This window comes from Pseudomonas sp. MB-090624 (assembly GCF_003205245.1).
Lineage (GTDB): Bacteria > Pseudomonadota > Gammaproteobacteria > Pseudomonadales > Pseudomonadaceae > Aquipseudomonas > Aquipseudomonas juntendi.
In genome coordinates this window covers 34,328-59,020 of sequence record NZ_QJRK01000043.1, presented here as the reverse complement: position 1 = coordinate 59,020, position 24,693 = coordinate 34,328, and the positions used below count along the sequence as shown (strand labels likewise).

Below are 24,693 nucleotides of genomic sequence, written 5' to 3'. Positions count from 1 at the left end.
AGCGCAGGGGCCGGATGACGGGAGCGCAGCGTTTTTTGGTTACTTTTTGTCGCGTTTGACAAAAAGTGACTCGCCGTAAGGGCGAAAAGGTGACTATGCGTCGCTATCGCAGCTGGAGTTTTCGCGCTATCAAAACCTGCGCCCAGGATTTCAAGCTCTGCAACAACGTGGGCGTTTACACCGCATAGGTATTCGTTCCCATCGGCCCCACCCTCAAGCACCAAGCACCGATTCAACGAGGTTTCAGATCAAGCCGCCGCAAATGGCATGTCACTTCCTCACGGTCGTGATACAGCTGCTTGCACGCAATCGAAACCCGTACCTTGCGCGCCTTGAACGTCGCCTCCATGCGCTCGAGCAGCCGCCGTACCTCGGCATAACGCTGCTTCATCGGCAACTTCAGGTTGACCACCGCCTCCCGGCATAGCCCCTCACCCAACCAGGTTTCGATCAGCGAAGTCGTCCGCGCCGGCTTCTCGACGATATCGCAAACCATCCAGTCCACCGGTTGCCTGGGTTGCCAGGTAAAACCATCGGCCATCAGGTGCTGGACCAGGCCGGTATCCATCAGGCTCTCGGCCATCGGCCCATTATCGATAGCCGTCACCAACATGCCACGACGCACCAGCTGGTAAGTCCACCCTCCCGGCGAAGCCCCCAGGTCGACGCCGGTCATATCATCGCCCAAGCGCTGCTCCCACTGCTCACGCGGGATGAACTGGTGCCAGGCCTCTTCCAGCTTGAGGGTCGAACGGCTGGGCGCCTCGCGGGGGAACTTGAGACGCGGGATACCCATGGGCCACAACGCGCTGTTGTTGGCTGCAGCGATACCCGCAAATACCCGCCGGCCACTGATGAAGGTCAGCAGCAAGCGTGGGCGGCTGGCGTCGTCAACCAGGCGCCCGGCCTTTTCCAGGGCCTTGCGCAAAGGCACTTCGAACTTGCGGCAGAACGTCGATAACGCCTTGCCCTCGTTGCTGTCCAGCACTTCCAGCCACAGGCTGCCGAACACCGGAAAACCAGCCAACTGCGCCAGCAGCACACTGATACGGTCACTTTCCGGCAGCTCGACAAACGCACCCCGGGCCCATTGCCGCGGGAAGATCAGCTGATTGAAACGCAGCTCCCCCATCAACCGCTCGGCACCGCCCTCCTCGCTACAGACAAACTCGGCGCTGGCACTTTGCGGCTTGCCTTTGGCATAGCCCGCGACACCCAGGCGGGCGGCATGTTCGCTGATCTCGGCGCACACCTCACCCTCGAAACCGGGCCGGCAATGCATGAACAGGGTATTCATCTCTCACTCCACTACGGCGGGCGCGTCACAGGCGCCGGCAGGGCGGCGATGATAAAGGAAGTTCGGAACCTGCGACACGCCCCGCCGGTCCAGAAAAGGGTCAGGTGGCCTAAACCGGTCTAACCTGACCTTTCAGCCAGGTCCGTGCCGTGCGGGCCGATACATAACGGTGCTACCGGCAAACCGCAATTCAATGCCGGGCACCGGCGCAGAAGGAGTTGGCAATGCCCTCGCTCGATAGCCTGAACACCCTCAAGCCGCTCAAGGTCGGCGACCAGACCTACCACTATTTCAGCCTCACCGAAGCCGCCCGCCAGCTGGGTGACCTGCAACGCCTGCCCATGTCCCTGAAGGTGCTGCTGGAAAACCTGCTGCGCTGGGAAGACGGCAAAACCGTGACCGGCGACGACTTGCGCGCCCTCGCCCAATGGCTGGGCGAGCGGCGCTCCGACCGCGAAATCCAGTACCGCCCCGCACGCGTACTGATGCAGGACTTCACCGGCGTACCGGCAGTGGTCGACCTGGCCGCCATGCGCGCCGCCATGGCCAAGGCCGGCGGCGACCCACAACGCATCAACCCGCTGTCACCGGTCGACCTGGTGATCGACCACTCGGTGATGGTCGACCGCTACGGCACAACGCAAGCCTTCAGCGAGAACGTGGAAATCGAAATGCAGCGCAACGGCGAGCGCTATGCCTTCCTGCGCTGGGGCCAGAACGCCTTCGACAACTTCAGCGTGGTACCGCCGGGCACCGGCATCTGCCACCAGGTCAACCTGGAATACCTGGGCCGCACGGTATGGACCCGTGAAGCCGATGGCCGCACCTATGCCTTCCCCGACACCTTGGTCGGCACCGACTCGCACACCACCATGATCAACGGCCTGGGCGTGCTCGGCTGGGGGGTCGGCGGTATCGAGGCCGAGGCGGCCATGCTCGGCCAGCCCGTATCGATGCTGATCCCGGAAGTGATCGGCTTCAAGCTGACCGGCAAGCTGCGCGAGGGCATCACTGCGACCGACCTGGTGCTGACCGTGACCCAGATGCTGCGCAAGAAAGGCGTGGTCGGCAAGTTCGTCGAGTTCTATGGCGACGGCCTGGCCGAGCTGCCGCTTGCCGACCGCGCCACCCTCGCCAACATGGCCCCGGAGTACGGCGCTACATGCGGGTTTTTCCCAGTCGATGACGTCACCCTGGACTACCTGCGCCTGTCTGGGCGGCCAGAAGCGACCGTGCAACTGGTCGAGCAGTACTGCAAAACCCAAGGCATGTGGCGCTTGCCCGGCCACGAGCCGCTGTTCAGCGACACGCTGGCGCTGGACATGCACGACGTCGAAGCCAGCCTGGCCGGGCCTAAGCGGCCGCAGGACCGGGTCGCACTGGGCCAGGTCAGCCAGGCCTTCGACCACTTCATCGAACTGCAACCCAAGCCGCTGGCCAAGGAAGTCGGCCGCCTGGAAAGTGAAGGGGGTGGCGGCGTGGCCGTTGGCAATGCCGACCAGGCCGGCGAGATCGACTACAGCCACCAAGGCCAGACCCACACCCTGCGCGATGGCGCCGTGGTGATCGCCGCCATCACTTCGTGCACCAATACCTCCAACCCCAGCGTGATGATGGCTGCCGGGCTGGTAGCCAAGAAAGCCCTGGAAAAAGGCCTGCAACGCAAACCCTGGGTGAAAAGCTCGCTGGCACCGGGCTCCAAGGTGGTCACCGACTACTTCCAGGCCGCCGGGCTCACGCCTTACCTCGACGAGCTGGGCTTCGATCTGGTTGGCTATGGCTGCACCACCTGCATCGGCAACTCCGGCCCGCTGGATGAAGCCATCGAGAAAGCCATTGCCAGCGCTGACCTCACCGTGGCCTCGGTGCTGTCGGGCAACCGTAATTTCGAAGGGCGCGTTCATCCGCTGGTCAAGACCAACTGGCTGGCATCGCCGCCGCTGGTCGTGGCCTATGCGCTCGCCGGCAGTGTGCGCGTGGACCTGACGCGTGACCCGCTGGGTACGGGCAAGGACGGCCAACCGGTGTACCTGCGCGATATCTGGCCCAGCCAGCAGGAGATCGCGGCGGCCGTGGCCAAGGTCGACACGGCCATGTTCCACAAGCAATATGCCGAAGTGTTCGCCGGCGATGCCCAGTGGCAGGCCATCGAGGTACCCCAGGCCGCTACCTACGTGTGGCAGGCAGACTCCACCTATATTCAGCACCCTCCCTTCTTCGACGACATCGGCGGACCGCCACCGGCCATCACCGACATCCGCGGCGCCCGCGTGCTGGCGCTGTTGGGCGACTCGGTGACCACCGACCACATTTCCCCTGCCGGCAACATCAAGGCCGACAGCCCAGCGGGGCGCTACCTGCGCGAAAAAGGTGTGGAGCCACGCGACTTCAACTCCTATGGTTCGCGGCGCGGCAACCATGAAGTGATGATGCGCGGTACGTTCGCCAATATCCGAATCCGCAACGAAATGCTGGCGGGCGAGGAAGGCGGCAACACCTTGCACGTGCCCTCGGGTGAAAAACTGTCGATCTATGACGCGGCCATGCGCTACCAGCAGGAAGGAACCCCGCTGGTAGTGATTGCCGGGCAGGAATACGGCACCGGCTCCAGCCGCGACTGGGCGGCCAAGGGCACGAACCTGCTGGGCGTGAAGGCAGTGCTGGCGGAAAGCTTCGAGCGTATCCACCGCTCCAACCTGGTGGGCATGGGCGTGCTGCCGCTGCAGTTCACGGCCGGGCACGACCGCAAGGCGCTGGGGCTGACCGGCAAGGAGCAGATCGACGTGCTGGGGCTGGACGGCGCACCGATTCACCCTGGCATGCCGCTACAGGTGCGCATCACCCGCGAGGATGGCCAGCAGGAACAGATCGAGGTGCTGTGCCGGATCGATACCGTCAACGAGGTGGAATACTTCAAGGCAGGCGGAATTCTGCATTATGTGCTGCGCCAGCTGATTGCGGGTTGAGGGCGCAGCCGCACTGGAAAACCTGCGACACCTGCCAATCGAGCGCCGCCCACACGGCGCTCGATTGCTCAGGCACCCTTGCACCAAAATCGAACACCTTTTGTCACGCATGTTAAATAATCACTCAATAATCCCGGTGGCTTGCCGATACCCATCCAAAGCCCTGCGGACTATCACCCCATGCGTAACAACCAGCCGATTACCCAGAGAGAACGGACTTTCCCTGCCCAGCAGCGGTTGATCTCCACCACCAACGCCAAGGGCGTGATTACCTACTGCAATGATGCCTTCATCGACATCAGTGGGTTCACCCGCGAAGAACTGACCGGTGCGCCGCACAATCTGGTGCGCCACCCCGACGTGCCGCCTGCGGTGTTTGCCCATATGTGGCAAACCCTCAAGCAAGGCCAGCCGTGGATGGGTATCGTCAAGAACCGCTGCAAGTCGGGCGATCACTACTGGGTCAACGCCTACGTCACACCGATTTTCGACAACAACCAGGTGGTCGGCTTCGAGTCTGTGCGGGTCAAACCCACCGCCGAGCAGATCCGCCGCGCCGAGGCGCTGTACCAGCGCATCAACCAGGGCAAGCCGCCGGTACCGCGCCGTGACAAGTGGCTGCCGGTGCTGCAGGACTGGTTGCCGTTCATCCTGATCAGCCAGGCGGGCTTCCTGATTGGCAACTGGCTGGGCCATTCCTGGGGCTTCGCGTTGGCCGCCGCGCTTTCCGTACCGCTTGGGCTGATTGGCCTGAGCTGGCAGCAACGCGGCCTCAAGCGCTTGCTGCGGCTGGCTGAACAGACCACCTCCGACCCGCTGATCGCGCAGATGTACACCGACAGCCGTGGCGTGCAGGCCCGCCTGGAAATGGCCATGCTCAGCCAGGATGCGCGCATGAAAACCTGCCTGACCCGCTTGCAGGACAGCGCCGAGCACCTCAGCGACCAGGCGCGGCAGTCCGACGCCCTGGCACACAAGAGCTCTTCGGGGCTGGAACGCCAGCGGGTCGAAACCGAACAGGTCGCCGCCGCCGTCAACCAGATGGCCGCGACCACCCAGGAAGTTGCCAACCACGTGCAACGCACAGCCGATGCCACCCAGGAAGCCAACCGCCTGACCAGCCAAGGCCGGCAGATTGCCGGGGAAACCCGCGAGGCCATCGAACGCCTGTCGACAGCAGTGGGCGAAACCGGCCAGACCGTCACGCAACTGGCCAAGGACAGCGACGAAATTGGCGGTGTCGTCGATGTGATCAAGGGCATTGCCGACCAGACCAACCTGCTGGCATTGAATGCCGCCATCGAGGCGGCGCGGGCTGGGGAAATGGGCCGTGGCTTTGCTGTAGTGGCCGACGAAGTGCGCCAGCTGGCTCAACGCACCGCCGAGTCCACCGGGCAGATCCACAGCCTGATCGCCAAGCTGCAGCAAACCGCCAGCAACGCCGTACTGACCATGGAAACCGGCCACCGTCAGGCGCAGGAAGGCGTTGATCGTGTGATGCAGGCTGACCAAGCGCTGGTCGGCATCAGCGAAGCGGTCGCCAACATCACCGACATGGCGACCCAGATTGCCGCCGCGACCGAAGAGCAGACCGCCGTGGCCGATGAGATCAGCCGTAACATCAGCACCATCGCCGAACTGGCCGACCAGACCGCCGAGCAGGCACAGCACTCGGCGCTGTTGAGCGAAGAGCTGACCACTACGGCCGGGAGCCAGTACTCACTTGTGGAGCGCTTCAACCGCTGACCGCAGACCTGCGCGCCGCGAGGGGTTGCACAGCAGCCCCTGGCTGGCAACGCATGCCCAGGCAGGGTTACCAGTCCAGGCTCAAGCGGCTCTCGAAATAGCGCTCTTCGCCGCTCAACGGGTCGGTGAAACGCAGGCTCTGCGCCAGCAGTTTCAATGGCCGCTGGTAATCGTCTGCGGTGTCGAGCAACTGCGGATAGAACGGGTCATTGCTGATGCCCGCGCCCAACGCAGCCATGTGCACCCGCAACTGGTGGGTCTTGCCGGTGACCGGCGACAACCCGTACCGCCACAGCGCTCCACGCTTCTCCAGCACCTCGGCCAGGGTTTCACTATTGGCCTCACCCTCTACCTCATGCATGCGGAAAAAGGGCTCGCCATGCACCAGGCGGCTTTTGTGCACCAACGGAAACGCGTGTTGCGGCAAAGCGGCCGCGATGGCCTGGTAGCGCTTGTCGATACGTCGCTCGGGGAACAGCCGCTGATAAGCGCTACGCGTATGCGGGTTGGCAGAGAACAGCACGAGCCCGGCGGTATGCCGATCAATGCGATGCAACGGCACCAGGTGAGGGTTATCCAGCCTGCGGATCAGGCGGCGCAGCAAGGTGTGCTCAACGTACTCGCCAGTCGGTGTCACCGGCAGGAAATGCGGCTTGTCCGCCACCACCAGGTGCTCGTCCACGTGCAGCACGTGCTCCTGCACCGGGATCGGTCGCTCGTTCGGCACTTCGCGAAAATAGTGCAAGCGCATGCCCGGTTTGTAAGGCAGCTCGGCAGCCACTGCCTGCCCCTGGGCGTCCAGCACCCGCCCCCTGGCAAAGCGGTCGAGCCACTGGGCACGGTCGATGGCCTTGAAATGGTCACACAGGCAATCGAGCACCGTTGCCCAGTGACCGGGTGGCAGGCACACGGTGCTGGCTTGCTGGCGGGCGGGGTCGAACGGCGTGGACATGGCAGGGCTCGGAACAGGCACGGCCGCGCATTATCACCCAACCCCGCCCCATCAACCAGCCTGGGCCAGCGCTTCGCTGCGCTCCTTCAACCAGCGCAGCACCTGCACCGGCTCCCAGCGGCCAGGGTCGTAAAGTGCGTAGAGCGCCCCTTGGTACCCGACCACATCGAGCCCACGGTGGTAGCCGGCCCGCTGGAACAAGGCTTCGATCTCGGCAAAGCAGGTATTGAAGTGCACCTTGCCGAAGGGGGTGCGGTCATCGGTCACCAGGCCCTCGAGGCGCAGTTCCAGAACGGCGTCGGCCACCCGCTCCACAGGCATGCGGTTGACGCTGTACTTGAGTTGCTCGACGTTGAGCATGGCTTTACCTCGATACTGTATTTATATACAGCATACGAACATCCTCGCGTCGCAGTCAATGCGCTTCATTGCAGCCCCGCCAGATAGCCGCTGCCCTTTCGGATGGTCAACACCTGGCGCCGCGGGGTGCCCCGCGCCACCGACAGGTGCACCCACTTGTCGAATTCCAGGATGAGTTGATCGAACGGCACCGTACTTTCGCTGATCCGTTGCACGGTCTCGCGCGGGCTGACCTCGATGACCGTGAAGTCAGCCGCCAGCCCTTGGACATGCTGGCTCTTGGTGGCACCGCCAATCAAGCGGTTGACTTTCTCGCTACGGTAGCCGCTGCTGACAATGATGGGCACTCCGAACAGCGCGCGCACCTGTTCCAGCGCACAACACAGCAGTTGCAGGTTGGCCCTGGCTTCAGGTGGCGGGGTGTTGTCGAACCCATCCCTGGCCGCGAGCTGGGAAACGGTCAGTTCAGCGAGGGTGAAATGTGGTGTGATCAACATGGCAAGCGGTTCCGATGATGGCTAGGGGCACCGGCACTGGTGCGCCGGCGCCTGATCATCAGCGCGCATCACCTGCCATGGAGCAGGGTTGTACCTCCCCTGTCGGTGTCATTGCCCCAGGAACGCCACCACCTGCTCGGCATCGAACGGCCAGTGCAACTCGGCACCGTTGTCACAGCGCCGGAGCACCGGAATGACCAGCCCATATCGCTCGAACAAAGGCTGGCTTTCGGCAACATCGACCAGCTCCACCAGCAGGCCATGATCGACGAAGGGCATCAGCACCGACTCGGCCACTTCACACAGGTGGCAGCCGAGGGTGCCGAACAGTTGGCATTCAGGCAGCATGGGGCGGGTCCCGATGTAGCATGCAGAGAAACCTATTCTAGGACCACCACGGCCATCGTGCACCTTCAATCCTGGCTGGTGGCGCCGATACGGTGCAGCGACAGGTCGGCGCCCTGGAACTCCTGTTCATGGCTCAGGCGCAGGCCATGCACGGCGCGCAGCGCACCATACACGGCAAAACCACCGGCGAGTGCCACCACCACCCCCATCAGGCTCCCCAGCAACTGGCTGACCAGGCTCACGCCGCCCATGCCGCCCAGTGCCGCCTGGCCGAAGATGCCGCAGGCAACCCCACCCCACACGCCACACAGGCCATGCAACGGCCAAACACCCAGCACGTCGTCGATTTTCCAGCGGTTCTGGGCCGCGGTGAACGTCCACACGAACAGCCCGCCCGCCACCAGGCCGGTAGCCAGCGCACCGATCGGGTGCATCAGGTCTGAGCCGGCGCAAACCGCCACCAACCCGGCCAACGGCCCGTTATGCAGGAAGCCAGGGTCGTTGCGCCCTGCCAGCAACGCCGACAACGTGCCGCCAACCATGGCGAGCAACGAGTTGATCGCCACCAGGCCACTGAGCCCCTCCAAGGTCTGGGCGCTCATCACGTTGAAACCGAACCAGCCAATGATCAGGATCCACGAGCCCAGGGCGAGAAAGGGAATGCTCGAGGGCGCAAAAGCCACCAGCCGACCATCGCGATAGCGACCGCGGCGCGGGCCGAGCAGCAGCACCGCCGCCAGCGCCAGCCAGCCGCCCATGGCATGCACCACCACCGAGCCGGCAAAGTCATGGAACGGCGCGCCAAAGCGGTCCTGCAACCAGGCTTGCAGGCCCAGGTTGCCGTTCCACACCACACCCTCGAAGAAGGGGTAGACGAATGCCACGATCAGTGCGGTGGCACACAGTTGCGGCACGAAACGCGCACGCTCGGCGATGCCCCCGGAAATGATCGCCGGAATGGCTGCAGCGAAGGTCAACAGGAAGAAGCACTTGACCAGCGCGTAGCCATGGTCGGCAGCCAGCGTTGCAGCAGGCTGGAAGAAGTTGACCCCATAGGCGATCCAGTAGCCTATAAAGAAATACACCAGCGCCGAAATGGCGAAGTCGCTGAGGATCTTCGACAAGGCATTGACCTGGTTCTTGTGGCGTACGGTGCCCACTTCGAGGAACGCGAAGCCGGCATGCATGGCCAGCACCAGAATGGCGCCCATGAGAAGGAACAGGGTGTTGGAACCGTGGACCAGGGAGTCCATCGCGCTGTGCATGTTATCCATGAAATAGGCAGACCTGCTGAAAAAGGCACCAGGACAGTTCAAGAACCTGCATCCCTGCACCGAATCGGTGCCAGCCGTCACCCTGTTTCAGTTGCGTGGGCGCGACCTGCGTGGTTTTTTCTTGGGTTTGTCGAGGATTGCGTTAAGGTTTATCGATATTCGCCGCGTGGGCGCCCCGAATCGGCGCAAGAACAGCCTGAGGTGCCCCGCAACGTGGCAAACACATAGCAAGGCGCATACCAGCACACGCGGGTGTACGGTCACTTGAACCTTCCGCGCCTGCTATCACTCGAACTACCAACATTCATCGACAGGGAGAGACACATGGCCAGCAATTCGGCAAAGACTGCACAAGAGATATTGATGGCTGACTTCCAGGCTTTGGTGCGCGACACCGAAAAGCTGCTGGCCGACACCGCCAACCTGGCAGGCGACCAGGCCGAGGAGTTGCGCGGGCAGATTCACGAGCGCCTGGCCCAGGCCCGCGAGACCCTGCAGTTGACCCAGGAGTCGGTACGCGACCGCGGCCAGGCTGCGCTGGGCAGCGCCGAGCAGTACGTACAGGAAAACCCATGGCAGGCCATCGGCATCGCTGCCGGCGTCGGCCTGTTGATCGGCCTGCTGGCCAACCGGCGTTAAGGGGTTCCCATGGAGAACGAAGCCAACGGCGCCGGCGCATCGGGCAGGCGCCTGGGCGCAGCCGCGCTGGGGCTGCTGCACAGCCATATCGAGCTGTTCGGTATCGAGCTGCAGGAGCAGAAAGGCCGCACGCTGAGGTTGCTGTTGTTCGCCGGCCTGGCACTGGTGTTCGCCCTGCTGCTGCTCACTGCACTGTCGGGCTTGCTACTGGTGCTGCTGTGGGACAGCTATCGCCTTGCCGGCATCATCGGCCTGTGCGTGTTCTATAGCCTGGCTGCACTGTATTGCGGTGTACGGTTGAAGGCAGCGGTGTTCGACGAGTCATCCCCCTTCAACGCCACCCTCGAAGAACTCGCCAAGGACCGGGAGCGCTTGTTGCCATGAACCTGCCACAACTGCCGAACACACGAAACCCACGCGAGCTGCGCAAGGCGTTGCTGCGCCTGCGCATGGAAATGCACCGCCAGGAGATCCGCCACGAATCCGGGCAACTGCTGGCACCGTTGCAGCGCATGCGCGGCATGGGCAGCTCGCTGCACGACGGCTTGGGCATCAAACACGCGCCGCTGTGGGGTATTGGCGCTGTGGTAGCCCTGGGCTTCATGACCGGCAAGGGCGTGCGCAGCGGCAACCTGGGCAGGCTTGTGCGCCTGGGCACCAGCCTGCTGCCGCTGGTGCGCCTGTACCTGCAAGGTAGCCGTCGCCGCTGAAGGCGGTGCATGGGCGCAGGCTCGACCGCGAATGTGTCGGTGCCGCCACCGGCCGTTCGCGGGTAATGCATGCCAGCGGCCAGCGTTGCCCCTGCCACTTGCGCGCAGGCACAGCACACCAGAAGCTATAGCCTTTGACCCCCTGGAGACCGCGCCTTGGACTGGCACACCCTGCTCACCCGCGAACGTCTGGGCAAAGCCCTGTATAGCGCCGAAGAACTCGGGCGCAGCCCCTTCCACAAAGACCACGACCGCATCATTTTCTCGGGCGCCTTTCGCCGCCTGGGGCGCAAGACCCAAGTGCACCCCGTCACCAGTAACGATCACATTCACACGCGCCTGACCCATTCGCTGGAAGTCAGTTGCGTGGGGCGTTCGCTGGGCATGCGCGTGGGTGAAACCCTGCGCGAAAGCTTGCCAGACTGGTGCGCGCCCAGCGACCTGGGGATGATCGTGCAGTCGGCCTGCCTGGCCCACGACATCGGCAACCCGCCATTCGGCCATTCTGGCGAAGACGCCATACGTCACTGGTTCCAGCAGGCGGCCGGGCGCGGGTGGCTGGACGACATGGGTGATGACGAGCGTGCCGACTTCCTCAATTTCGAGGGCAATGCGCAGGGCTTCCGCGTGCTTACGCAACTGGAGTACCACCAGTTCGACGGTGGCACCCGGTTGACCTATGCCACCCTCGGCACCTACCTCAAATACCCCTGGAGCGCCCGCCATGCCGACGCCCTGGGCTACAAGAAGCACAAGTTCGGCAGTTATCAGAGCGAGCTGTGGCTATAGTAAACAGCCAAAAATGACATTTTTTGAAAATCAACAGCCAAAAAGTTATAAGTGCAACTATTTTGGCATGAAAACTAAACTTGATAATCAAAAAAAGAATAAGGAGGGCTTTGCTGAACTTGAGCATACCACCATTGGCGAGAGCCAATCCACCTAAATTCGCTCACCGCCCATACCACTAAACTGTCGAGCCAAATGCATGGCGTAGTTATCAGTCATGCCACTCACGTAGTCCAGAACCTGCATAATCGCGGAGTAGTCCTTTGAAACATTTTCGCAGGCGTTTATAGCAACCAAGTCAAGCCCCATTAAATCGACTACCCGCTTGGTCTTTGAATCAGCGACTCCGCCATTCCTAGCAAAACTCAGAGCAGCCGAACAGCTAACTTGCAACAACGTTGATATCGTGCTGTACGCACCTATTTCAAGTTCAACTTTACGCGGATGTTGGAAAATTTCCTCGCGTGCAAGAATTTTGGCAGCATTTACGCAATCACGCACATTACTGCTACACAGTTCAAATATACCAAGAGCCTTGCCAGCCATAATTTCATCATAATTGCCCATAAAAGCAGCCACCCCTGCATCTACGAATGCAGAGATAACCTTACCGCGAGCCATCGATAACCTACGCCCAACTTTCATTCCCTGCGTTTCTTTGGCCAATTGGTCCCGTTGCTTCTCATCCAGAACAAGGCACAAAATATCAAAAACCTTATCCCATTCGAGGATACCCATCTCCACACCATCCTCCAGATCAAGGATGGCGTAGCAAAAATCATCTGAAATCTCCATCAAGTTAGCTAATGGATGGCGGCAACGCCAGCCATCACCAAGCTTTAACAACCCCGTCGCATCCGCCACCTCATCGAAAAAACCAAGTTCCGAGCAGTAAACACCATATTTATTTTTAATAGGTCGCAACTGATTAACTGCATCACGTGCCATCCATGGATACTTTATAAAAGCACCCAAAGATGCATAAGTTAGACGCATCCCCCCATCATACGGATGATACTCTGAGGTTGTTAACACCCGGAACCCTTGGGCGTTCCCTTCAAATCTACGGAAGTCAGTAGCTTCATTGAAAGGCAAGTGCTCAATCATCTTCGCACCTACATCATTAGTGAACCAATGACGTATGGCCTCTTCACCTGTGTGTCCAAACGGCGGGTTGCCAATATCGTGAGCAAGACATGCAGTCTGTACGATATCGCCAATGTCCGAAGCTGAATAGAAATCAGAAATTAGTTTTTCCTTCAAAAGCTCCTGCCCAACTCGGACCCCGAGCGTCCTACCTACGCAAGCCACCTCTAAACTATGGGTAAGGCGATTATGTACATGGTCATTGGTCGCCAGAGGATGTACCTGAGTTTTTCTTGCAAGGCGTCTGAACGCACCGGAGAAAATGACTTTATCATGGTCTGAGTGGAAGGGTGAACGACCAAGTTCCGACTTCGGGGGGCGTCCACCTAATCGACTAGTATTCAACAACTTATCCCAACTCATTCTGTCCATAGCACCTCCGGGCGAAGGAACAACACACAAAAAAATCATTAGCCATTGATATCAGCAAAACACAAACTCACAAGACCAATCAGTTACCCAACCTATTAGCAAAACGTCCTACCGCCTCAACCACTTTTTGAGCCCCCTCCTGAATTTCACATATAACATTTCCTGCCTCAGCGGAAAGCTCAAGACCTTGCACTGCATGCATTTTACCCTGCTCTATGATTCGAAGAGCCTCCTCCGCCATTTTTTGGTTTTTAGAAACCACTTCGACAACTTCCTTCGTCGCCTTCGTAGTTCTGGATGCAAGCTGTCTTACCTCATCAGCAACTACAGCAAACCCCCGCCCTTGTTCACCAGCCCTTGCCGCTTCAATCGCCGCATTGAGTGCAAGCAAATTAGTCTGATCAGCAATTCCCCCAATACTTTTTACAATCCCACCAACCAGTTGGGACTGCTGATCCAGTGCACGAATACCCTCTACAGCCGCTTCCATTTGAGCAGCCAGCTCCTGCATTACCCTCACTGTATCCTGAACCACTCCACTACCACGCCGTGCACTTTCATCAGTATTCCTCGAAGTACCATAAGCTATATCGGCCGCCTCAGACACTGCCTGCTCGCGGTTAACTTGCTCAGTAATGACAGTTGCAAACTTAACCACTTTATACAATCTTTTATAAGAGTCCGAAACTGGATTATACGAGGCCTCCAGCCACACAACCCGACCATAACTATCTATACGTTTTAAGCGATCCGCCACAAACTCCCCCCTTCGAAGTCTCTCCCAAAAATCCTCATACCCTTGAGAGGAAGACTCTGCAGACTCACAGAAAATCCTGTGGTGCTTTCCTTTTATTTGCTCCAAGCTGTAACCCATTGCACTTAAAAATCTATCATTTGCAGTTAAAACTATCCCATCAAGATCAAATTCAATAACTGCAGTTGAACGCTGCAAAGCCCCAATCAAATTCTCATGTTCACAGGACTCTGCAATAGTTCGAGTAAGGTCAGTGGCATACACTGAGAGATGAGAAAGCACCCCCATTGAACTTCTAATTGGCTGAATAATCACACGCAACCATGCCTCCTCCCCATTCCCCCTACAAGCTTGAAGAGCACCAACCCAATGACTCCCAGACTGAACCGCATTCTTCATACGATTAAAATGATCTGTACTCCGAGCAAAAGCTGGAACCAAGTCAAAAATTGGCCTCCCAACCAATTTTTCAACCGAATAAATCATTTCACGTAAAAAATTATCATTACCCTCCATAATAACACCTTGAGAATCTAATCGAAGCACTAACATCTCATCGTCAAGACTTTTCCTAACCTGCTCCAACGAAAAAAGCTTCTCACTAACTTCCGCAAGCTTTTCTTTTAAATCCCTAACCTTGAAAAACATACCATCACCCACTCGAAAAATTAAATTATTTATAGAGATTGGAAACCCACTCTTCTAATTCTCTAGGAGCAAGCGGCTTTGAAAGAAAGTAACCTTGAGCAACATGATAACCCTGCTCCTTGAGAACCTTATATTGCCCCGCCTCTTCAACGCCTTCAGCGACGACCTTTAAATGTAAACTATCACCTATCCTAAGCACAGCCTCACTAAGTGCCCTACTTATCTCATCTTTCTCCAAATCAAGAACAAAGCTCTTATCTAGCTTTAGCTCTTGAATCGGAAGCTTCCTAAGATAGCTTAAACTAGAGTAGCCCGTACCAAAATCATCCATCGCCAACTTAATCCCTTTTGAGTTGACATCACCCAACACCTTCATAGTATTAGGATTTGTATCAAGCAAAACACTCTCCGTAAGCTCCAATGTCAAATCGCCGACCTTTAAATCATGCTGCCCTAGAGTCCTCAATATCATCCCACCAAGATCTAAGTTATGAAAATTACTTGGCGACAAATTCACAGAAACGGCAGGTATTTTCAGCCCTTTCCGCCTCCAACTTGCAAGCTGACGACAGGCCTCCCTTACAGCCCAAGCACCTAAATCCCCTATCAGCCCACACTCTTCAGCAAGAGGAATAAATCTCGAAGGAGAAACTTCTCCAAACTTTGAGTGCCGCCACCTAGCCAAAGCTTCAACACCATAGAGCGTCCCATCATCTACATTAACTTGCGGCTGATAGTGCAACCTAAGCTCGCCACCATCTATTGCCAAACGCAATGCACTTTCCAACTCCTGCCTTTCTAGAGCCAATTGATTCAGCTCAGGACTAAAGAAACTAAACCTGCCTCTCCCACTTCCTTTCGCTTGGTACATAGCCATATCAGCACGATGTATCAAAGTACCCATATCATGACCATCTTGAGGATACACACTAACCCCTATACTGGCGGATGGAGACAAAATAACCCCACCAATATTAATCGGCCTTGATATAGACTTTCTTATTTCCTCAACAATCTCAGTGACATGTTCACTACCACAGTTTGGTAGAGCCACAACGAATTCATCTCCAGACAGCCGCCCTACAATATCAGACGCCCGGCGATTAAATAGTAATCTTTCAGCAACGGCCCTAAGCAACTCATCACCAGCCGGATGCCCAAGTGAATCATTAACTTGCTTAAATCGATCCAAATCAATAAACAAGACCGACATTGAGCTTTTTGATCTCCTCGCATCAACCAAAGCATGGTCGGCTTTAGCATGCAATAGACTGCGATTGGGAAGCTCGGTAAGGCTATCATAAAACGCTAACTGCCGTATGTTCTCTCTATCTTCTTCACGCTCTATCGCAAGAGCACAAAGCGGCGAAGCAACCTCCATCATCATTTCATGAAGGCTTGAAGGAACCCTACGCACCGAGTAATAAAAAACAAGTACACCGACAACACTTCCCTTTGTATTCTTGATAGGCGTAGACCAATAACTTTTAATTCCAAACCTCAAAAACTCTTCTGACAGGCCCTCCCATACTGGATCTTGCTCAATATCCTCCGCAACAACAGGCTCACCATAGTAAGCAGCCTTGCTTGAAGAGCCGACACAATGTTTCACTTGCATCCCTTCTAATAGCCTTGCATACTCAACCGGAAGACTGGGGGCCGCCAGCGGATGCATGACCCCATCTTCATCAATCTGTATAACAGCTATCTTTATATCAGGCTCAACAAATTCAATTTCCCTACATACCAGATCCATTACCTCCTCTAGAGGATTCTCCCGCACCATGGCATCCAATATAGCACTTTGAATAACCTCATGTATCTTTGAGCCTGTCACATCAGCAAGCACAGTAACAGTATTAACAAGATCGCCACTCGCACTCAAAATTGGACTAATAGCAATATTTGACCATATACGCTCGCCATCTTTAAGCCGCGTTAACTCTTCAACCTTAAAAGACAAACCAGCCTTTAATCTAGAGTGGACCGCCTGAATTCTTTCATCACTCAAATGCGGCACTATTAGAGCAGCAGGCCTTAACCCTTCAACCTCTTCAGAAGAATAGCCAAAAATACGCTCAAAACCCTTATTTACAAAGACAATTTTCCACTCATGGTCGGTAATAACAATTGCATTATCTGTCTCATTCGCAACCAGTGATAAAAGCTTGGTACGCTGACGCTCTTTACGCCTATCAGTAATATCCTTCACAAATGCAGTATAAACAACCATCCCTTCACTCTCGACACGAGAGATCGACATAGCTCCCCACCGCTGAGAGCTATCCTTTCTATGAATCGGGACCTCTCGCGTAGTACCTACAATTTTATTGATACCCGTCCGGCGATTTTCATTTATATAGTCATCGTGCTTAGACTGCATTCCTAAAGGAACGAGCATCTTAACATTACGACCTAGCACTTCATCTCTGCTATAGCCCCTACAGCTTGCTCAAGTGTCTGAGTGAATATTTTTGAAAGATTATGTGTAATAGGCATTTAGATACTACCGACGAGCTACTCAAAAGGCATCTTACCAACGGAGTTCTAGCAGGCTTAGCCCGCATCACCCGCCCCACGAAACACCAATAGCTTAAGGCCATCAATATCAAAAGTCATCAGGTGCTCTCGAACATCTAATCCCGGCCATAAAATCCTGACCATATGAACAGAAAAATACACTTAGCAGCACTTTATCCACTTAAGCATCGAACCCTAAAATACTGAATCTAAAGAACAATTTTTCCGAAAAACACCTATTTGAAGGTACTCCGCCATCAATATAAGAAATGGTTGTTCAATTACCAAAAGCGGGCTGCCACTGCTGGAACAGATCGCCCGCAAGCTCGGCCTGCCACAGCTGGAGCACCAGCGCTGGGCGCGCCACCCGTTGGTGTACCTGATGGAAGCGGCCGACGACATCTGCTACGCGCTGATCGACCTGGAAGACGGCCTGGAGATGGACTTGCTGCAATACGGCGAAGTCGAAGCCTTGCTGCTCGACCTGGTCGGCGACGATCTGCCGGAAACCTATCGCCAGCTGGGCCCCGGCGATTCTCGCCGGCGCAAGCTGGCCATCCTGCGTGGCAAGGCCATCGAGCACTTGACCAACGCTGCCGCCCAGGCTTTTGTCGAGCAGCAGCAAGCGTTGCTGGCCGGGCAACTGCCAGGCGACCTGGTCGAACACATGCACGGCCCGGCCAAGCGCTGCGTGCTGCAGGCCAAAGACATTGCGCGCAACAAGATCTTCCAGGACAAGCGCAAGACCCTGCACGAAATCGGCGCCTACACCACACTGGAAATCCTGCTCAATACCTTCTGCGGCGCGGCGCTCGAACAACACGGCGGGCGCACACCCTCGTTCAAGAGCCGGCGCGTCATGGACCTGCTCGGCAACAGTGCACCAGACCCACACGGCTCGCTGTACAACGCGTTCCTGCGCATGATCGATTTCATCGCCGGCATGACCGACAGCTACGCCAGCGAAATGGCCAGGGAAATGACCGGGCGCTCGGGCCCGGGCTGAGCCATGGCGGTGCAGACCGGCCAGCGTGCCGGTGCTGCACCTGGGTTACAGGAAACTTCCTACATATACCGAGGGCAAATTAAACAACACGTTTAATTTGCCAACGAAAAGTTACCAAATGCACTTTGACATTGGGTCGCGCACGATTATCTCGTAGCCCGTTTTGCTTTATCTTGTAAGCCATTTCCCATATGGGGCAAACAGCCCTTCCTTGCATGCCCGTTGACTTCCAACTGCGATAAGGTGCCGCCTGTCACCCACAATTGACCGCAGGCAAGTTGAACATGCATTCCATATTTATTGTTGACGATCATCCGGTCATCCGCCTTGCCGTCCGCATGCTGCTGGAAAACCAGAATTACAAGATTGTCGGTGAATCGGACAATGGCGTGGACGCGATGCAGATGATCCGCGAGAGCCACCCCGACCTGGTCATCCTCGACATCAGCATCCCCAAGCTAGACGGGCTGGAGGTGCTTGCGCGCTTCCAGGCCATGGCGCTGCCCATGAAAGTGCTGGTGCTGACTGCACAGGCCCCGGCGTTGTTTGCCGTGCGCTGCATGCACTCGGGTGCTGCCGGTTATGTGTGCAAGCAGGAGGACCTCGGTGAACTGCTGAGTGCAATCAAGGCCGTGCTGGCCGGTTATAACTACTTCCCCAGCCAGGCAATAAAGCATGACCAGGTAACCACGAGCGACCTGCAACTTTTCCGCCAGGTAAATGATCGCGAACTGATGGTGCTGCAACTCTTCGCCCAAGGGCGCAGCAACAAGGAAATTGCCAAGGGCATGTTCCTCAGCAGCAAGACCGTGAGTACCTACAAGAAGCGCCTCATGCAAAAGCTGCAGGTCAGTACGTTGGTCGACCTGATCGAGATGGCCAAGCGCAACGCGCTGGTCTGAGCATGTTCATGGCCCGCCCTTTCGCCCGCCTGCTGCTCGCGCTGCTGCTGTTCAGCAGCGCGGCACTGGGCACCCACCCCGAAACTGCATCGTACACGCTCCTGGCGCGTTCATCGGCCAGGCCAGCGCCACCGCAACTCACCGCCGAGCAACGGCAATGGCTTGCAGGGCGCCAGGAACTGGTACTGGGAACATCGGCCCCCGACTACCCGCCGTTCGACATCTCCAGTGGCGGCCATGACTACCAGGGGCTCACCGCCGAATATGCAAACCTGATCGGTACGGCCCTGGAGTTGCCGGTACGCGTGCTGCGTTTTCCCAGCCGCCAGGCCGCTGTAGAAGCACTCCGGCAAGGCGACATCGACCTGCTGGGCAGCGCCAATGGCTACGAAGCGGCCAGCGACGGCCTGGCCCTGTCGCACCCCTATGCCGTTGACCAGCCGGTGCTGGTCACGCGCGAAGACGAAACGCGGGCACTGGACACAGGCCTGGCCGGCATGCGCCTGGGCATGCTCTATCACTACCTGCCCGAGGCAGAAATGCTCAACGCCTACCCGAAGGCCGAGCTGCTGACGTTCGAGTCTTCCAGCCAGGCGTTGAATGCCGTAGCGTTCGGCCAGGCCGACGTGTTCATCGGCGACACCATTTCCACCCACTACCAGCTCAACCGCGGCCACCTGCCGCGCCTGCGCATGGCCAACTTCGGCAAGCACGAAGCCATCGGCTTCGGCTTTGCCCTGCGCCAGCAGGACACCGTACTGAGGGAACTGGTCGATACCATCCTCGATAGCCAGCCCCCCGCCATGCGCGCCAGTATCTTCAAACGCTGGAGCGCCGGCAGCGACCTGCTGTTGACCGACCGCAACCTGCAATTGAGCGCAACAGAGCAACAATGGCTGCAACAGCACCCCGTGATGCGTGTGGCCATTGACGACACCGCTGCGCCCCTGTCCTACTTCGACGGCTCAGGGCATTTTCGCGGCATCACTGCTGACCTGCTGGAGCTCATTCGCCTGCGCACCGGCTTGCGCTTCGAGGTACAGCGGGCCAGTGGCATTGCCGACATGATCGCCCGCTTGAAGGATGGCCGCGCCGACGTGATCGCCGCCCTGGCCATTGCCGGGTTGGTCGACAAGGACCTGCAGATCAGCCGGCCGTACCTGGAAAGCGCCTATGTTCTGGTCAGCCGCAAGGACAAACCGGCCCCAGGGTCCCTGGAGCAGTTGCAGGGCCACCGCATCGCCGTGACCCGCCACAGCGCCATGCATGCCACGTTGCCGCAGCATTATCCGCACATTGGCTGGGTCGAGAGCGCCAGCGCGTTCTACTCCATGGCATTGCTCAACAGCGGCGCCGTCGATGCGGTGATCACCACCCTGATCGATGCCAACCACGCCCTGGCCAGCAACCCAGACCTGGTCATCCGCACCTCGGTCGGCGGCGAGCCCGCCAACTACGCCATGGCCACCAACGCGTCTTCACCGGCTTTGGCCTCGATTCTCGACAAGGCCCTGCAGAGCATTTCGCCCGAGGAACTGGGTGTCATCAATAACCGCTGGCGCAGCTTTGGCCCGCACGAAGACAGCAAGAGCCAGAGCTACCGCCGGCTGGCGCTGCAGGTGGTACTGGCCACGGCGGTGCTGCTTCTGCTGGCGTTGCTCTGGAACGCCCGCCTGCGCTTGCAGATCCGTCAGCGCCAGCGCGCCGAAAGGGCGCTGAACGACCAACTGGCATTCATGCGCGCACTGCTCAACGGCACCCCTCACCCCATGTACGTGCGCGACCGCGATGGCCGCCTGCAAAGCTGCAACTACAGCTATCTGGAGGCGGTACAGGCCCGCTCCGAGCAGGTTATCGGCAAACAGCTGACCGCCAGCCTGTTCGCCGACGCCGAACAGACCCGGCAAATCCAGGCGGATTACCACAAAGTGATGGCCGCCGGCTCCCCCCTGATCATGGACCGCCCGTTGCGGATCAAGGGCCGGGAGATGACCATCTACCACTGGATCCTGCCCTACCGTGATTCGCTGGGTGAGGTACAGGGCATCATCGGCGGCTGGATCGACATCAGCGACCGCCGCCAGCTGGTCACGGAACTGCGCCAGGCCAAGCAGCAGGCCGACGATGCCAACCGCGCCAAAAGCACCTTCCTGGCCACCATCAGCCACGAAATCCGCACGCCCATGAATGCGGTCATCGGCATGCTCGAACTGGCGGTCAAACGCGCCGATCAAGGGTGGGTGGACCGCAGCGCGCTGGCCTTGGCGCACCATTCGGCCAAAGACCTGCTGGGCTTGATCGGTGACATTCTCGATATCGTGCGCATCGAATCCGGGCATCTGTCGCTGGCCCCCGAGGTGGTCGACCTGGCAGCGTTGGTCGAGTCGGTGGGGCGCATGTTCGATGGCCAGGCACGGCAAAAAGGCCTGGCGCTGGAAGTGATCATCGAACCGGCCGCACGTTGCCACGCGTTGCTCGACCCCCTGCGTTTCAAGCAAGTGCTGTCCAACCTGGTGAGCAACGCCATCAAGTTCACCGAGCATGGCCAGGTACGCATCTGCGTCAGCCTGCTGGACGAAGCCCCTGGCAGGCCTGCAATGCTGGACCTGGAGGTGCGCGACAGTGGTATCGGCATCCATGCCGACGACCTGAAGCGCCTGTTCAACCCGTTCATCCAAGCCAACCCGCACAGCCAGGGTGCCCGTGCGGGCACCGGGCTCGGTCTGGCCATCTGCCGCAACCTGTGCGACATGATGGGGGGCAGCCTGACCATCAAGAGCCTGGAGGATGTCGGCACCCAGGTGCGCCTGAAGATGCCGTTGCAACGGGTCGATGCTGCAGCGCAACCCGCCCAGTTGCCGGAATGCCTGGACGTTCCCGACCCCGGTCTGCGCGTGCTGGTGATCGACGATCACCCGGCCAACCTGGAACTGATGGCGCAGCAGCTCGGTTATCTGGGCCTGCAGCATGCCAGCGCCCGGGATGGCCGGGAAGGCCTGGCCGCCTGGCGCGCCGGTGATTTCGACGTGCTGGTGCTGGACTGCAACATGCCGCACATGAACGGCTACCAGCTGGCAACCGCGGTGCGCACCGAAGAACGCCATGGCCAGCGGCCGCGCTGCACCATCCTGGGTTATACCGCCAACGCCCAGCCAGAGGTCCGTCGCAAATGCCTGAGCGCCGGCATGGACGACTGCCTGCTCAAGCCCATCAGCCTGAGTACGCTCAGCCAGTGCCTGGCGGGCATTCACCCGCGCCGCCAGCAATGCCCCCCGAACAGGTTGTACGAACTGGGCGGCCTGGCGGCCGTGACCGGGCCAGCACCCGACGACCGCCAGCGTTTTCTGCAAGCGCTACTGCAGAGCCTGCAGGCCGACCTGCTCAGCTTGATGGCGCTGGACCCGCAGCACGACAGCACGGCCATCGCCGACCAGGCCCACAAGGTGCTGAGCGCCGCACGCATGCTCAAGGCACCCGCCCTGATGGCGGCATGCGAAGCGCTGGAAGCCGGCACCCTCACCCCTGCCCAGCTACGCTTGAAGCGCCAGGCACTGGCACGCCACATGCGCCGGGTGGAGCGCGCCCTGGCCAGGGAGTTGGCGCCACCCGCCGACACTCAGGCAGGCAGCCACGCGTGTTAACTGGTAGACTGCGCGGCGTTATTACCTAAGAGGATTGTTTCATGGCCACAAACCGCTCCCGTCGTCTGCGCAAGAAGCTGTGTGTCGACGAGTTTCAGGAATTGGGCTTCGAGCTGAACCTGGAATTCAAGGAAGATCTGGATGACCAGGCAATCGATGCTTTCCTCGACGCGTTCCTGGCTGAAGCCATGGACGCCAACGGCCTGGATTATGTAGGCGGTGACGATTACGGCCTGGTGTGCTCGGTCAAACGCGGCTCGGTCAGCGAAGAACAACGCGCCGCCGTCGAAGCCTGGCTCAAAGGCCGCAGCGAACTGACCAAGATCGAAGTCAGCCCGTTGCTGGACGCCTGGTACCCGGAAAAGCCGATCAACAAGGCTGAGTAACCCTCAGCCCGGTTCGATCGAAGAAAGGCCACCTCTCGAGGTGGCCTTTTTATTGGCGATGGTTTTCCGTCGAACGTGGCGCATCGTCGCTACGCTTGGGGCATAATGCGGTTTCTTTAGCTCGTGGGGCCATCATCGCTTACAGCCCCAATGTCCTTTTCCCTCGCTGCAGGGTATTTGCTCACCATGATCAAAACGCTTCGTCCCCTCGTACTCGCCGGCCTGCTATTGCCCTTCGCCTTGCCCAGCCAAGCCGCAGCCGTCAACACCACCTTGCCTGCCAAAGTGCAGCAGGCGCTCAAAGCCAACAAACTGCAAGACACCGCACTGTCGCTGGTCATGCTGCCCCTGGATGGCCCCGGTGTTCCCACCGTGTTCAATGCCGACGTGTCGGTAAACCCGGCCTCGACCATGAAACTGGTTACCACCTACGCAGCCCTCGAGCTGCTTGGCCCGACCTTTCAGTGGAAGACCGAGTTCTACACCGACGGCACCCTGAGCAACGGGGTGCTCAACGGCAACCTGTACCTCAAAGGCGGCGGTGACCCCAAGCTGAACATGGAAAAGCTGTGGCTGCTGATGCGTGACCTGCGCGCCAATGGTGTGCGCACCGTCACCGGTGACCTGGTATTGGACCGCAGCCACTTCGTGCAACCCAACCTGCCCCAGTTCAACGACGACGGCGGTGACGAAAACAAGCCGTTCCTGGTCAAGCCCGACTCGCTGCTGGTCAACCTCAAGGCCCTGCGCTTTGTTGCCCGCAACGATGGAGGCAAGGTCACCATTGCGGTGGAGCCACCGATTGCCAGCATCCGCATCGACAACCAGGTCAAGCCTGTGGCCTCGAAACAATGCAGTGGCGATGTGCGCTACAACCCAGTGCCTCAGGCCAACGGCATCAGTGTGACGGTCAGCGGCCAACTGGGTGACGGTTGCAACTCGCAGACTTACCTGGCCCTGCTTGACCACCCGACTTACGCGGCCGGTGCCGTACGTGCCATCTGGAACGAGCTGGGCGGCACCATCCAGGGCGGCGACCGTGTCGAGAACGTGCCCAAGAGTGCCCGCCTGCTGGCACGTGCCTTCTCCCCAGACCTGGTCGAAGTGATCCGCGACATCAACAAGTACAGCAACAACACCATGGCCCAGCAGTTGTTCCTCAGCCTTGGCGCACAGTTCCGCACCGATGCCGATGGCGACGATGCGCGTGCCGCACAGCGCGTGGTACGCCAGTGGCTGGCGAAAAAAGGCATTACCGCGCCGCACCTGGTGATGGAAAACGGTTCTGGCCTGTCGCGAGCCGAGCGCGTCAGCACCCGGGAAATGGCCGAGATGCTGCAGGCAGCCTGGAAGAGCCCCTACGCTGCCGAATACATGAGTTCGATGCCGCTGGTGGGCATGGATGGCACCATGCGCAAGCGCCTCAAGCGCACCGCCATGGCCGGCGAAGGGCACATCAAGACCGGCACCCTGAACACGGTGCGCGCAATAGCCGGTTTCAGCCGCGACAGCAATGGCCACACCTGGGCAGTGGCGGCGATCCTCAACGACCCGAAACCATGGGGTGCCTCGCAGGTGCTGGACCAGGTGCTGCTGGACCTGTACCGCCAGCCGAAGCTGGCCGGCAGCACCGCTGCCAATTGATGCACAGCGACTGGGTGCAGGGGCGGTGGGGCTGACAGGTGTTTGCCACAAGATATGCAGCGCGTGTGAGATCGAGCGCCGCCCGCGCGGCGCATC

The 24,693-nt window shown here is 58.9% G+C and carries 17 protein-coding genes and 5 pseudogenes; 11 read left to right on the top strand and 11 right to left on the bottom strand.

Annotation, left to right across the window (positions count from 1 at the left end):
• Window positions 1-232: 232 nt before the first annotated feature.
• Window positions 233-1,297, bottom strand: coding sequence for a 23S rRNA (cytidine(2498)-2'-O)-methyltransferase RlmM (rlmM, locus tag DMX12_RS21960; protein ID WP_009683992.1), 1,065 nt, complete (start codon window positions 1,295-1,297; stop codon window positions 233-235).
• A 224-nt stretch (window positions 1,298-1,521) separates the two neighbouring features.
• Here rlmM and acnA point away from each other — a divergent pair, with 224 nt between their 5' ends.
• Window positions 1,522-4,263 carry an aconitate hydratase AcnA gene (gene acnA, locus DMX12_RS21955; RefSeq protein ID WP_009683993.1) on the top strand — a complete coding sequence of 914 codons (2,742 nt, stop codon included), beginning with the start codon at window positions 1,522-1,524 and terminating at the stop codon, window positions 4,261-4,263.
• A gap of 180 nt (window positions 4,264-4,443) precedes the next feature.
• Window positions 4,444-6,009, top strand: a complete 1,566-nt coding sequence (locus DMX12_RS21950; RefSeq protein WP_110679430.1) for a PAS domain-containing methyl-accepting chemotaxis protein — start codon at window positions 4,444-4,446, stop codon at window positions 6,007-6,009.
• Window positions 6,010-6,076: 67 nt separating this feature from the next.
• Here DMX12_RS21950 and DMX12_RS21945 read toward each other — a convergent pair whose 3' ends face one another.
• From DMX12_RS21945 to DMX12_RS21925, 5 genes are all read right to left on the bottom strand, one after another.
• Complete coding sequence (locus DMX12_RS21945) at window positions 6,077-6,961, bottom strand: pseudouridine synthase (protein WP_029886186.1); 885 nt, start codon at window positions 6,959-6,961, stop codon at window positions 6,077-6,079.
• Window positions 6,962-7,012: 51 nt separating this feature from the next.
• Window positions 7,013-7,321, bottom strand: a complete 309-nt coding sequence (locus DMX12_RS21940; RefSeq protein ID WP_009683997.1) for a hypothetical protein — start codon at window positions 7,319-7,321, stop codon at window positions 7,013-7,015.
• A gap of 65 nt (window positions 7,322-7,386) precedes the next feature.
• Complete coding sequence (locus DMX12_RS21935) at window positions 7,387-7,818, bottom strand: D-Ala-D-Ala carboxypeptidase family metallohydrolase (RefSeq protein ID WP_110679429.1); 432 nt, start codon at window positions 7,816-7,818, stop codon at window positions 7,387-7,389.
• 108 nt (window positions 7,819-7,926) lie between these two features.
• Window positions 7,927-8,166 carry a glutaredoxin family protein gene (locus DMX12_RS21930; RefSeq protein ID WP_009683999.1) on the bottom strand — a complete coding sequence of 80 codons (240 nt, stop codon included), beginning with the start codon at window positions 8,164-8,166 and terminating at the stop codon, window positions 7,927-7,929.
• Window positions 8,167-8,231: 65 nt separating this feature from the next.
• Window positions 8,232-9,440: an ammonium transporter gene (locus DMX12_RS21925; protein ID WP_029886184.1), complete on the bottom strand. Its 1,209-nt coding sequence runs from the start codon at window positions 9,438-9,440 to the stop codon at window positions 8,232-8,234.
• A gap of 324 nt (window positions 9,441-9,764) precedes the next feature.
• Between DMX12_RS21925 and DMX12_RS21920 the strand changes: the two genes are divergently transcribed.
• From DMX12_RS21920 to dgt, 4 genes and pseudogenes are all read left to right on the top strand, one after another.
• Window positions 9,765-10,079 (top strand): YqjD family protein, encoded by a 315-nt coding sequence (locus tag DMX12_RS21920; protein WP_009684001.1) that lies wholly within the window; start codon window positions 9,765-9,767, stop codon window positions 10,077-10,079.
• 9 nt (window positions 10,080-10,088) lie between these two features.
• Window positions 10,089-10,463, top strand: a complete 375-nt coding sequence (locus DMX12_RS21915) for a phage holin family protein (protein WP_009684002.1) — start codon at window positions 10,089-10,091, stop codon at window positions 10,461-10,463.
• Window positions 10,460-10,789 (top strand): hypothetical protein, encoded by a 330-nt coding sequence (locus DMX12_RS21910; RefSeq protein ID WP_009684003.1) that lies wholly within the window; start codon window positions 10,460-10,462, stop codon window positions 10,787-10,789. The genes DMX12_RS21915 and DMX12_RS21910 overlap by 4 nt, the downstream gene beginning before the upstream one ends.
• 156 nt (window positions 10,790-10,945) lie before the next feature.
• Window positions 10,946-11,569 (top strand): annotated as a pseudogene (gene dgt / locus DMX12_RS21905) (dGTP triphosphohydrolase); the annotation flags it as partial.
• Window positions 11,570-11,731: 162 nt separating this feature from the next.
• Here the strand turns inward: dgt and DMX12_RS21900 are convergent.
• The 5 genes and pseudogenes from DMX12_RS21900 to DMX12_RS30415 form a co-directional block, all read right to left on the bottom strand.
• Window positions 11,732-13,096, bottom strand: coding sequence for a deoxyguanosinetriphosphate triphosphohydrolase (locus tag DMX12_RS21900; protein WP_028699746.1), 1,365 nt, complete (start codon window positions 13,094-13,096; stop codon window positions 11,732-11,734).
• A 79-nt stretch (window positions 13,097-13,175) separates the two neighbouring features.
• Window positions 13,176-13,610, bottom strand: a pseudogene (locus DMX12_RS30425) (methyl-accepting chemotaxis protein); the annotation flags it as partial.
• A 105-nt stretch (window positions 13,611-13,715) separates the two neighbouring features.
• Window positions 13,716-14,402 (bottom strand): annotated as a pseudogene (locus DMX12_RS30420) (PAS domain-containing protein); the annotation flags it as partial.
• A 121-nt stretch (window positions 14,403-14,523) separates the two neighbouring features.
• On the bottom strand, window positions 14,524-16,284 hold the full coding sequence (locus DMX12_RS21890) for an EAL domain-containing protein (RefSeq protein ID WP_371928283.1): 1,761 nt from the start codon (window positions 16,282-16,284) through the stop codon (window positions 14,524-14,526).
• A 48-nt stretch (window positions 16,285-16,332) separates the two neighbouring features.
• A pseudogene (locus DMX12_RS30415) lies at window positions 16,333-16,926 on the bottom strand (PAS domain S-box protein); the annotation flags it as partial.
• A gap of 378 nt (window positions 16,927-17,304) precedes the next feature.
• On the opposite strand from DMX12_RS30415, the pseudogene DMX12_RS21885 reads away from it, so the two are divergent.
• The 5 genes and pseudogenes from DMX12_RS21885 to dacB form a co-directional block, all read left to right on the top strand.
• Window positions 17,305-18,024: pseudogene (locus DMX12_RS21885) on the top strand (deoxyguanosinetriphosphate triphosphohydrolase); the annotation flags it as partial.
• Between the two features lie 284 nt (window positions 18,025-18,308).
• Entirely contained in the window at window positions 18,309-18,926 is a 618-nt protein-coding gene (locus DMX12_RS21880) for a response regulator transcription factor (RefSeq protein ID WP_009684005.1), read from the top strand.
• 8 nt (window positions 18,927-18,934) lie between these two features.
• Window positions 18,935-22,567, top strand: coding sequence for a transporter substrate-binding domain-containing protein (locus DMX12_RS21875; protein WP_110679433.1), 3,633 nt, complete (start codon window positions 18,935-18,937; stop codon window positions 22,565-22,567).
• A gap of 41 nt (window positions 22,568-22,608) precedes the next feature.
• Window positions 22,609-22,953 carry a YggL family protein gene (locus DMX12_RS21870; RefSeq protein ID WP_009684007.1) on the top strand — a complete coding sequence of 115 codons (345 nt, stop codon included), beginning with the start codon at window positions 22,609-22,611 and terminating at the stop codon, window positions 22,951-22,953.
• Between the two features lie 186 nt (window positions 22,954-23,139).
• A complete protein-coding gene (gene dacB, locus DMX12_RS21865) occupies window positions 23,140-24,597 on the top strand; it encodes a D-alanyl-D-alanine carboxypeptidase/D-alanyl-D-alanine-endopeptidase (RefSeq protein WP_029887788.1) in 1,458 nt (485 codons plus the stop codon).
• Window positions 24,598-24,693 lie beyond the last annotated feature (96 nt).

What these genes read in the sequence shown, in the direction of transcription:
- rlmM (WP_009683992.1), bottom strand. Translation starts at nt 1,297, where the DNA reads ATGAATACCCTGTTCATGCATTGCCGGCCCGGTTTCGAGGGTGAGGTG.
- acnA (WP_009683993.1), top strand. Translation starts at nt 1,522, where the DNA reads ATGCCCTCGCTCGATAGCCTGAACACCCTCAAGCCGCTCAAGGTCGGC.
- DMX12_RS21950 (WP_110679430.1), top strand. Translation starts at nt 4,444, where the DNA reads ATGCGTAACAACCAGCCGATTACCCAGAGAGAACGGACTTTCCCTGCC.
- DMX12_RS21945 (WP_029886186.1), bottom strand. Translation starts at nt 6,961, where the DNA reads ATGTCCACGCCGTTCGACCCCGCCCGCCAGCAAGCCAGCACCGTGTGC.
- DMX12_RS21940 (WP_009683997.1), bottom strand. Translation starts at nt 7,321, where the DNA reads ATGCTCAACGTCGAGCAACTCAAGTACAGCGTCAACCGCATGCCTGTG.
- DMX12_RS21935 (WP_110679429.1), bottom strand. Translation starts at nt 7,818, where the DNA reads ATGTTGATCACACCACATTTCACCCTCGCTGAACTGACCGTTTCCCAG.
- DMX12_RS21930 (WP_009683999.1), bottom strand. Translation starts at nt 8,166, where the DNA reads ATGCTGCCTGAATGCCAACTGTTCGGCACCCTCGGCTGCCACCTGTGT.
- DMX12_RS21925 (WP_029886184.1), bottom strand. Translation starts at nt 9,440, where the DNA reads ATGGATAACATGCACAGCGCGATGGACTCCCTGGTCCACGGTTCCAAC.
- DMX12_RS21920 (WP_009684001.1), top strand. Translation starts at nt 9,765, where the DNA reads ATGGCCAGCAATTCGGCAAAGACTGCACAAGAGATATTGATGGCTGAC.
- DMX12_RS21915 (WP_009684002.1), top strand. Translation starts at nt 10,089, where the DNA reads ATGGAGAACGAAGCCAACGGCGCCGGCGCATCGGGCAGGCGCCTGGGC.
- DMX12_RS21910 (WP_009684003.1), top strand. Translation starts at nt 10,460, where the DNA reads ATGAACCTGCCACAACTGCCGAACACACGAAACCCACGCGAGCTGCGC.
- DMX12_RS21900 (WP_028699746.1), bottom strand. Translation starts at nt 13,096, where the DNA reads ATGGACAGAATGAGTTGGGATAAGTTGTTGAATACTAGTCGATTAGGT.
- DMX12_RS21890 (WP_371928283.1), bottom strand. Translation starts at nt 16,284, where the DNA reads ATGGTGCGGGAGAATCCTCTAGAGGAGGTAATGGATCTGGTATGTAGG.
- DMX12_RS21880 (WP_009684005.1), top strand. Translation starts at nt 18,309, where the DNA reads ATGCATTCCATATTTATTGTTGACGATCATCCGGTCATCCGCCTTGCC.
- DMX12_RS21875 (WP_110679433.1), top strand. Translation starts at nt 18,935, where the DNA reads ATGGCCCGCCCTTTCGCCCGCCTGCTGCTCGCGCTGCTGCTGTTCAGC.
- DMX12_RS21870 (WP_009684007.1), top strand. Translation starts at nt 22,609, where the DNA reads ATGGCCACAAACCGCTCCCGTCGTCTGCGCAAGAAGCTGTGTGTCGAC.
- dacB (WP_029887788.1), top strand. Translation starts at nt 23,140, where the DNA reads ATGATCAAAACGCTTCGTCCCCTCGTACTCGCCGGCCTGCTATTGCCC.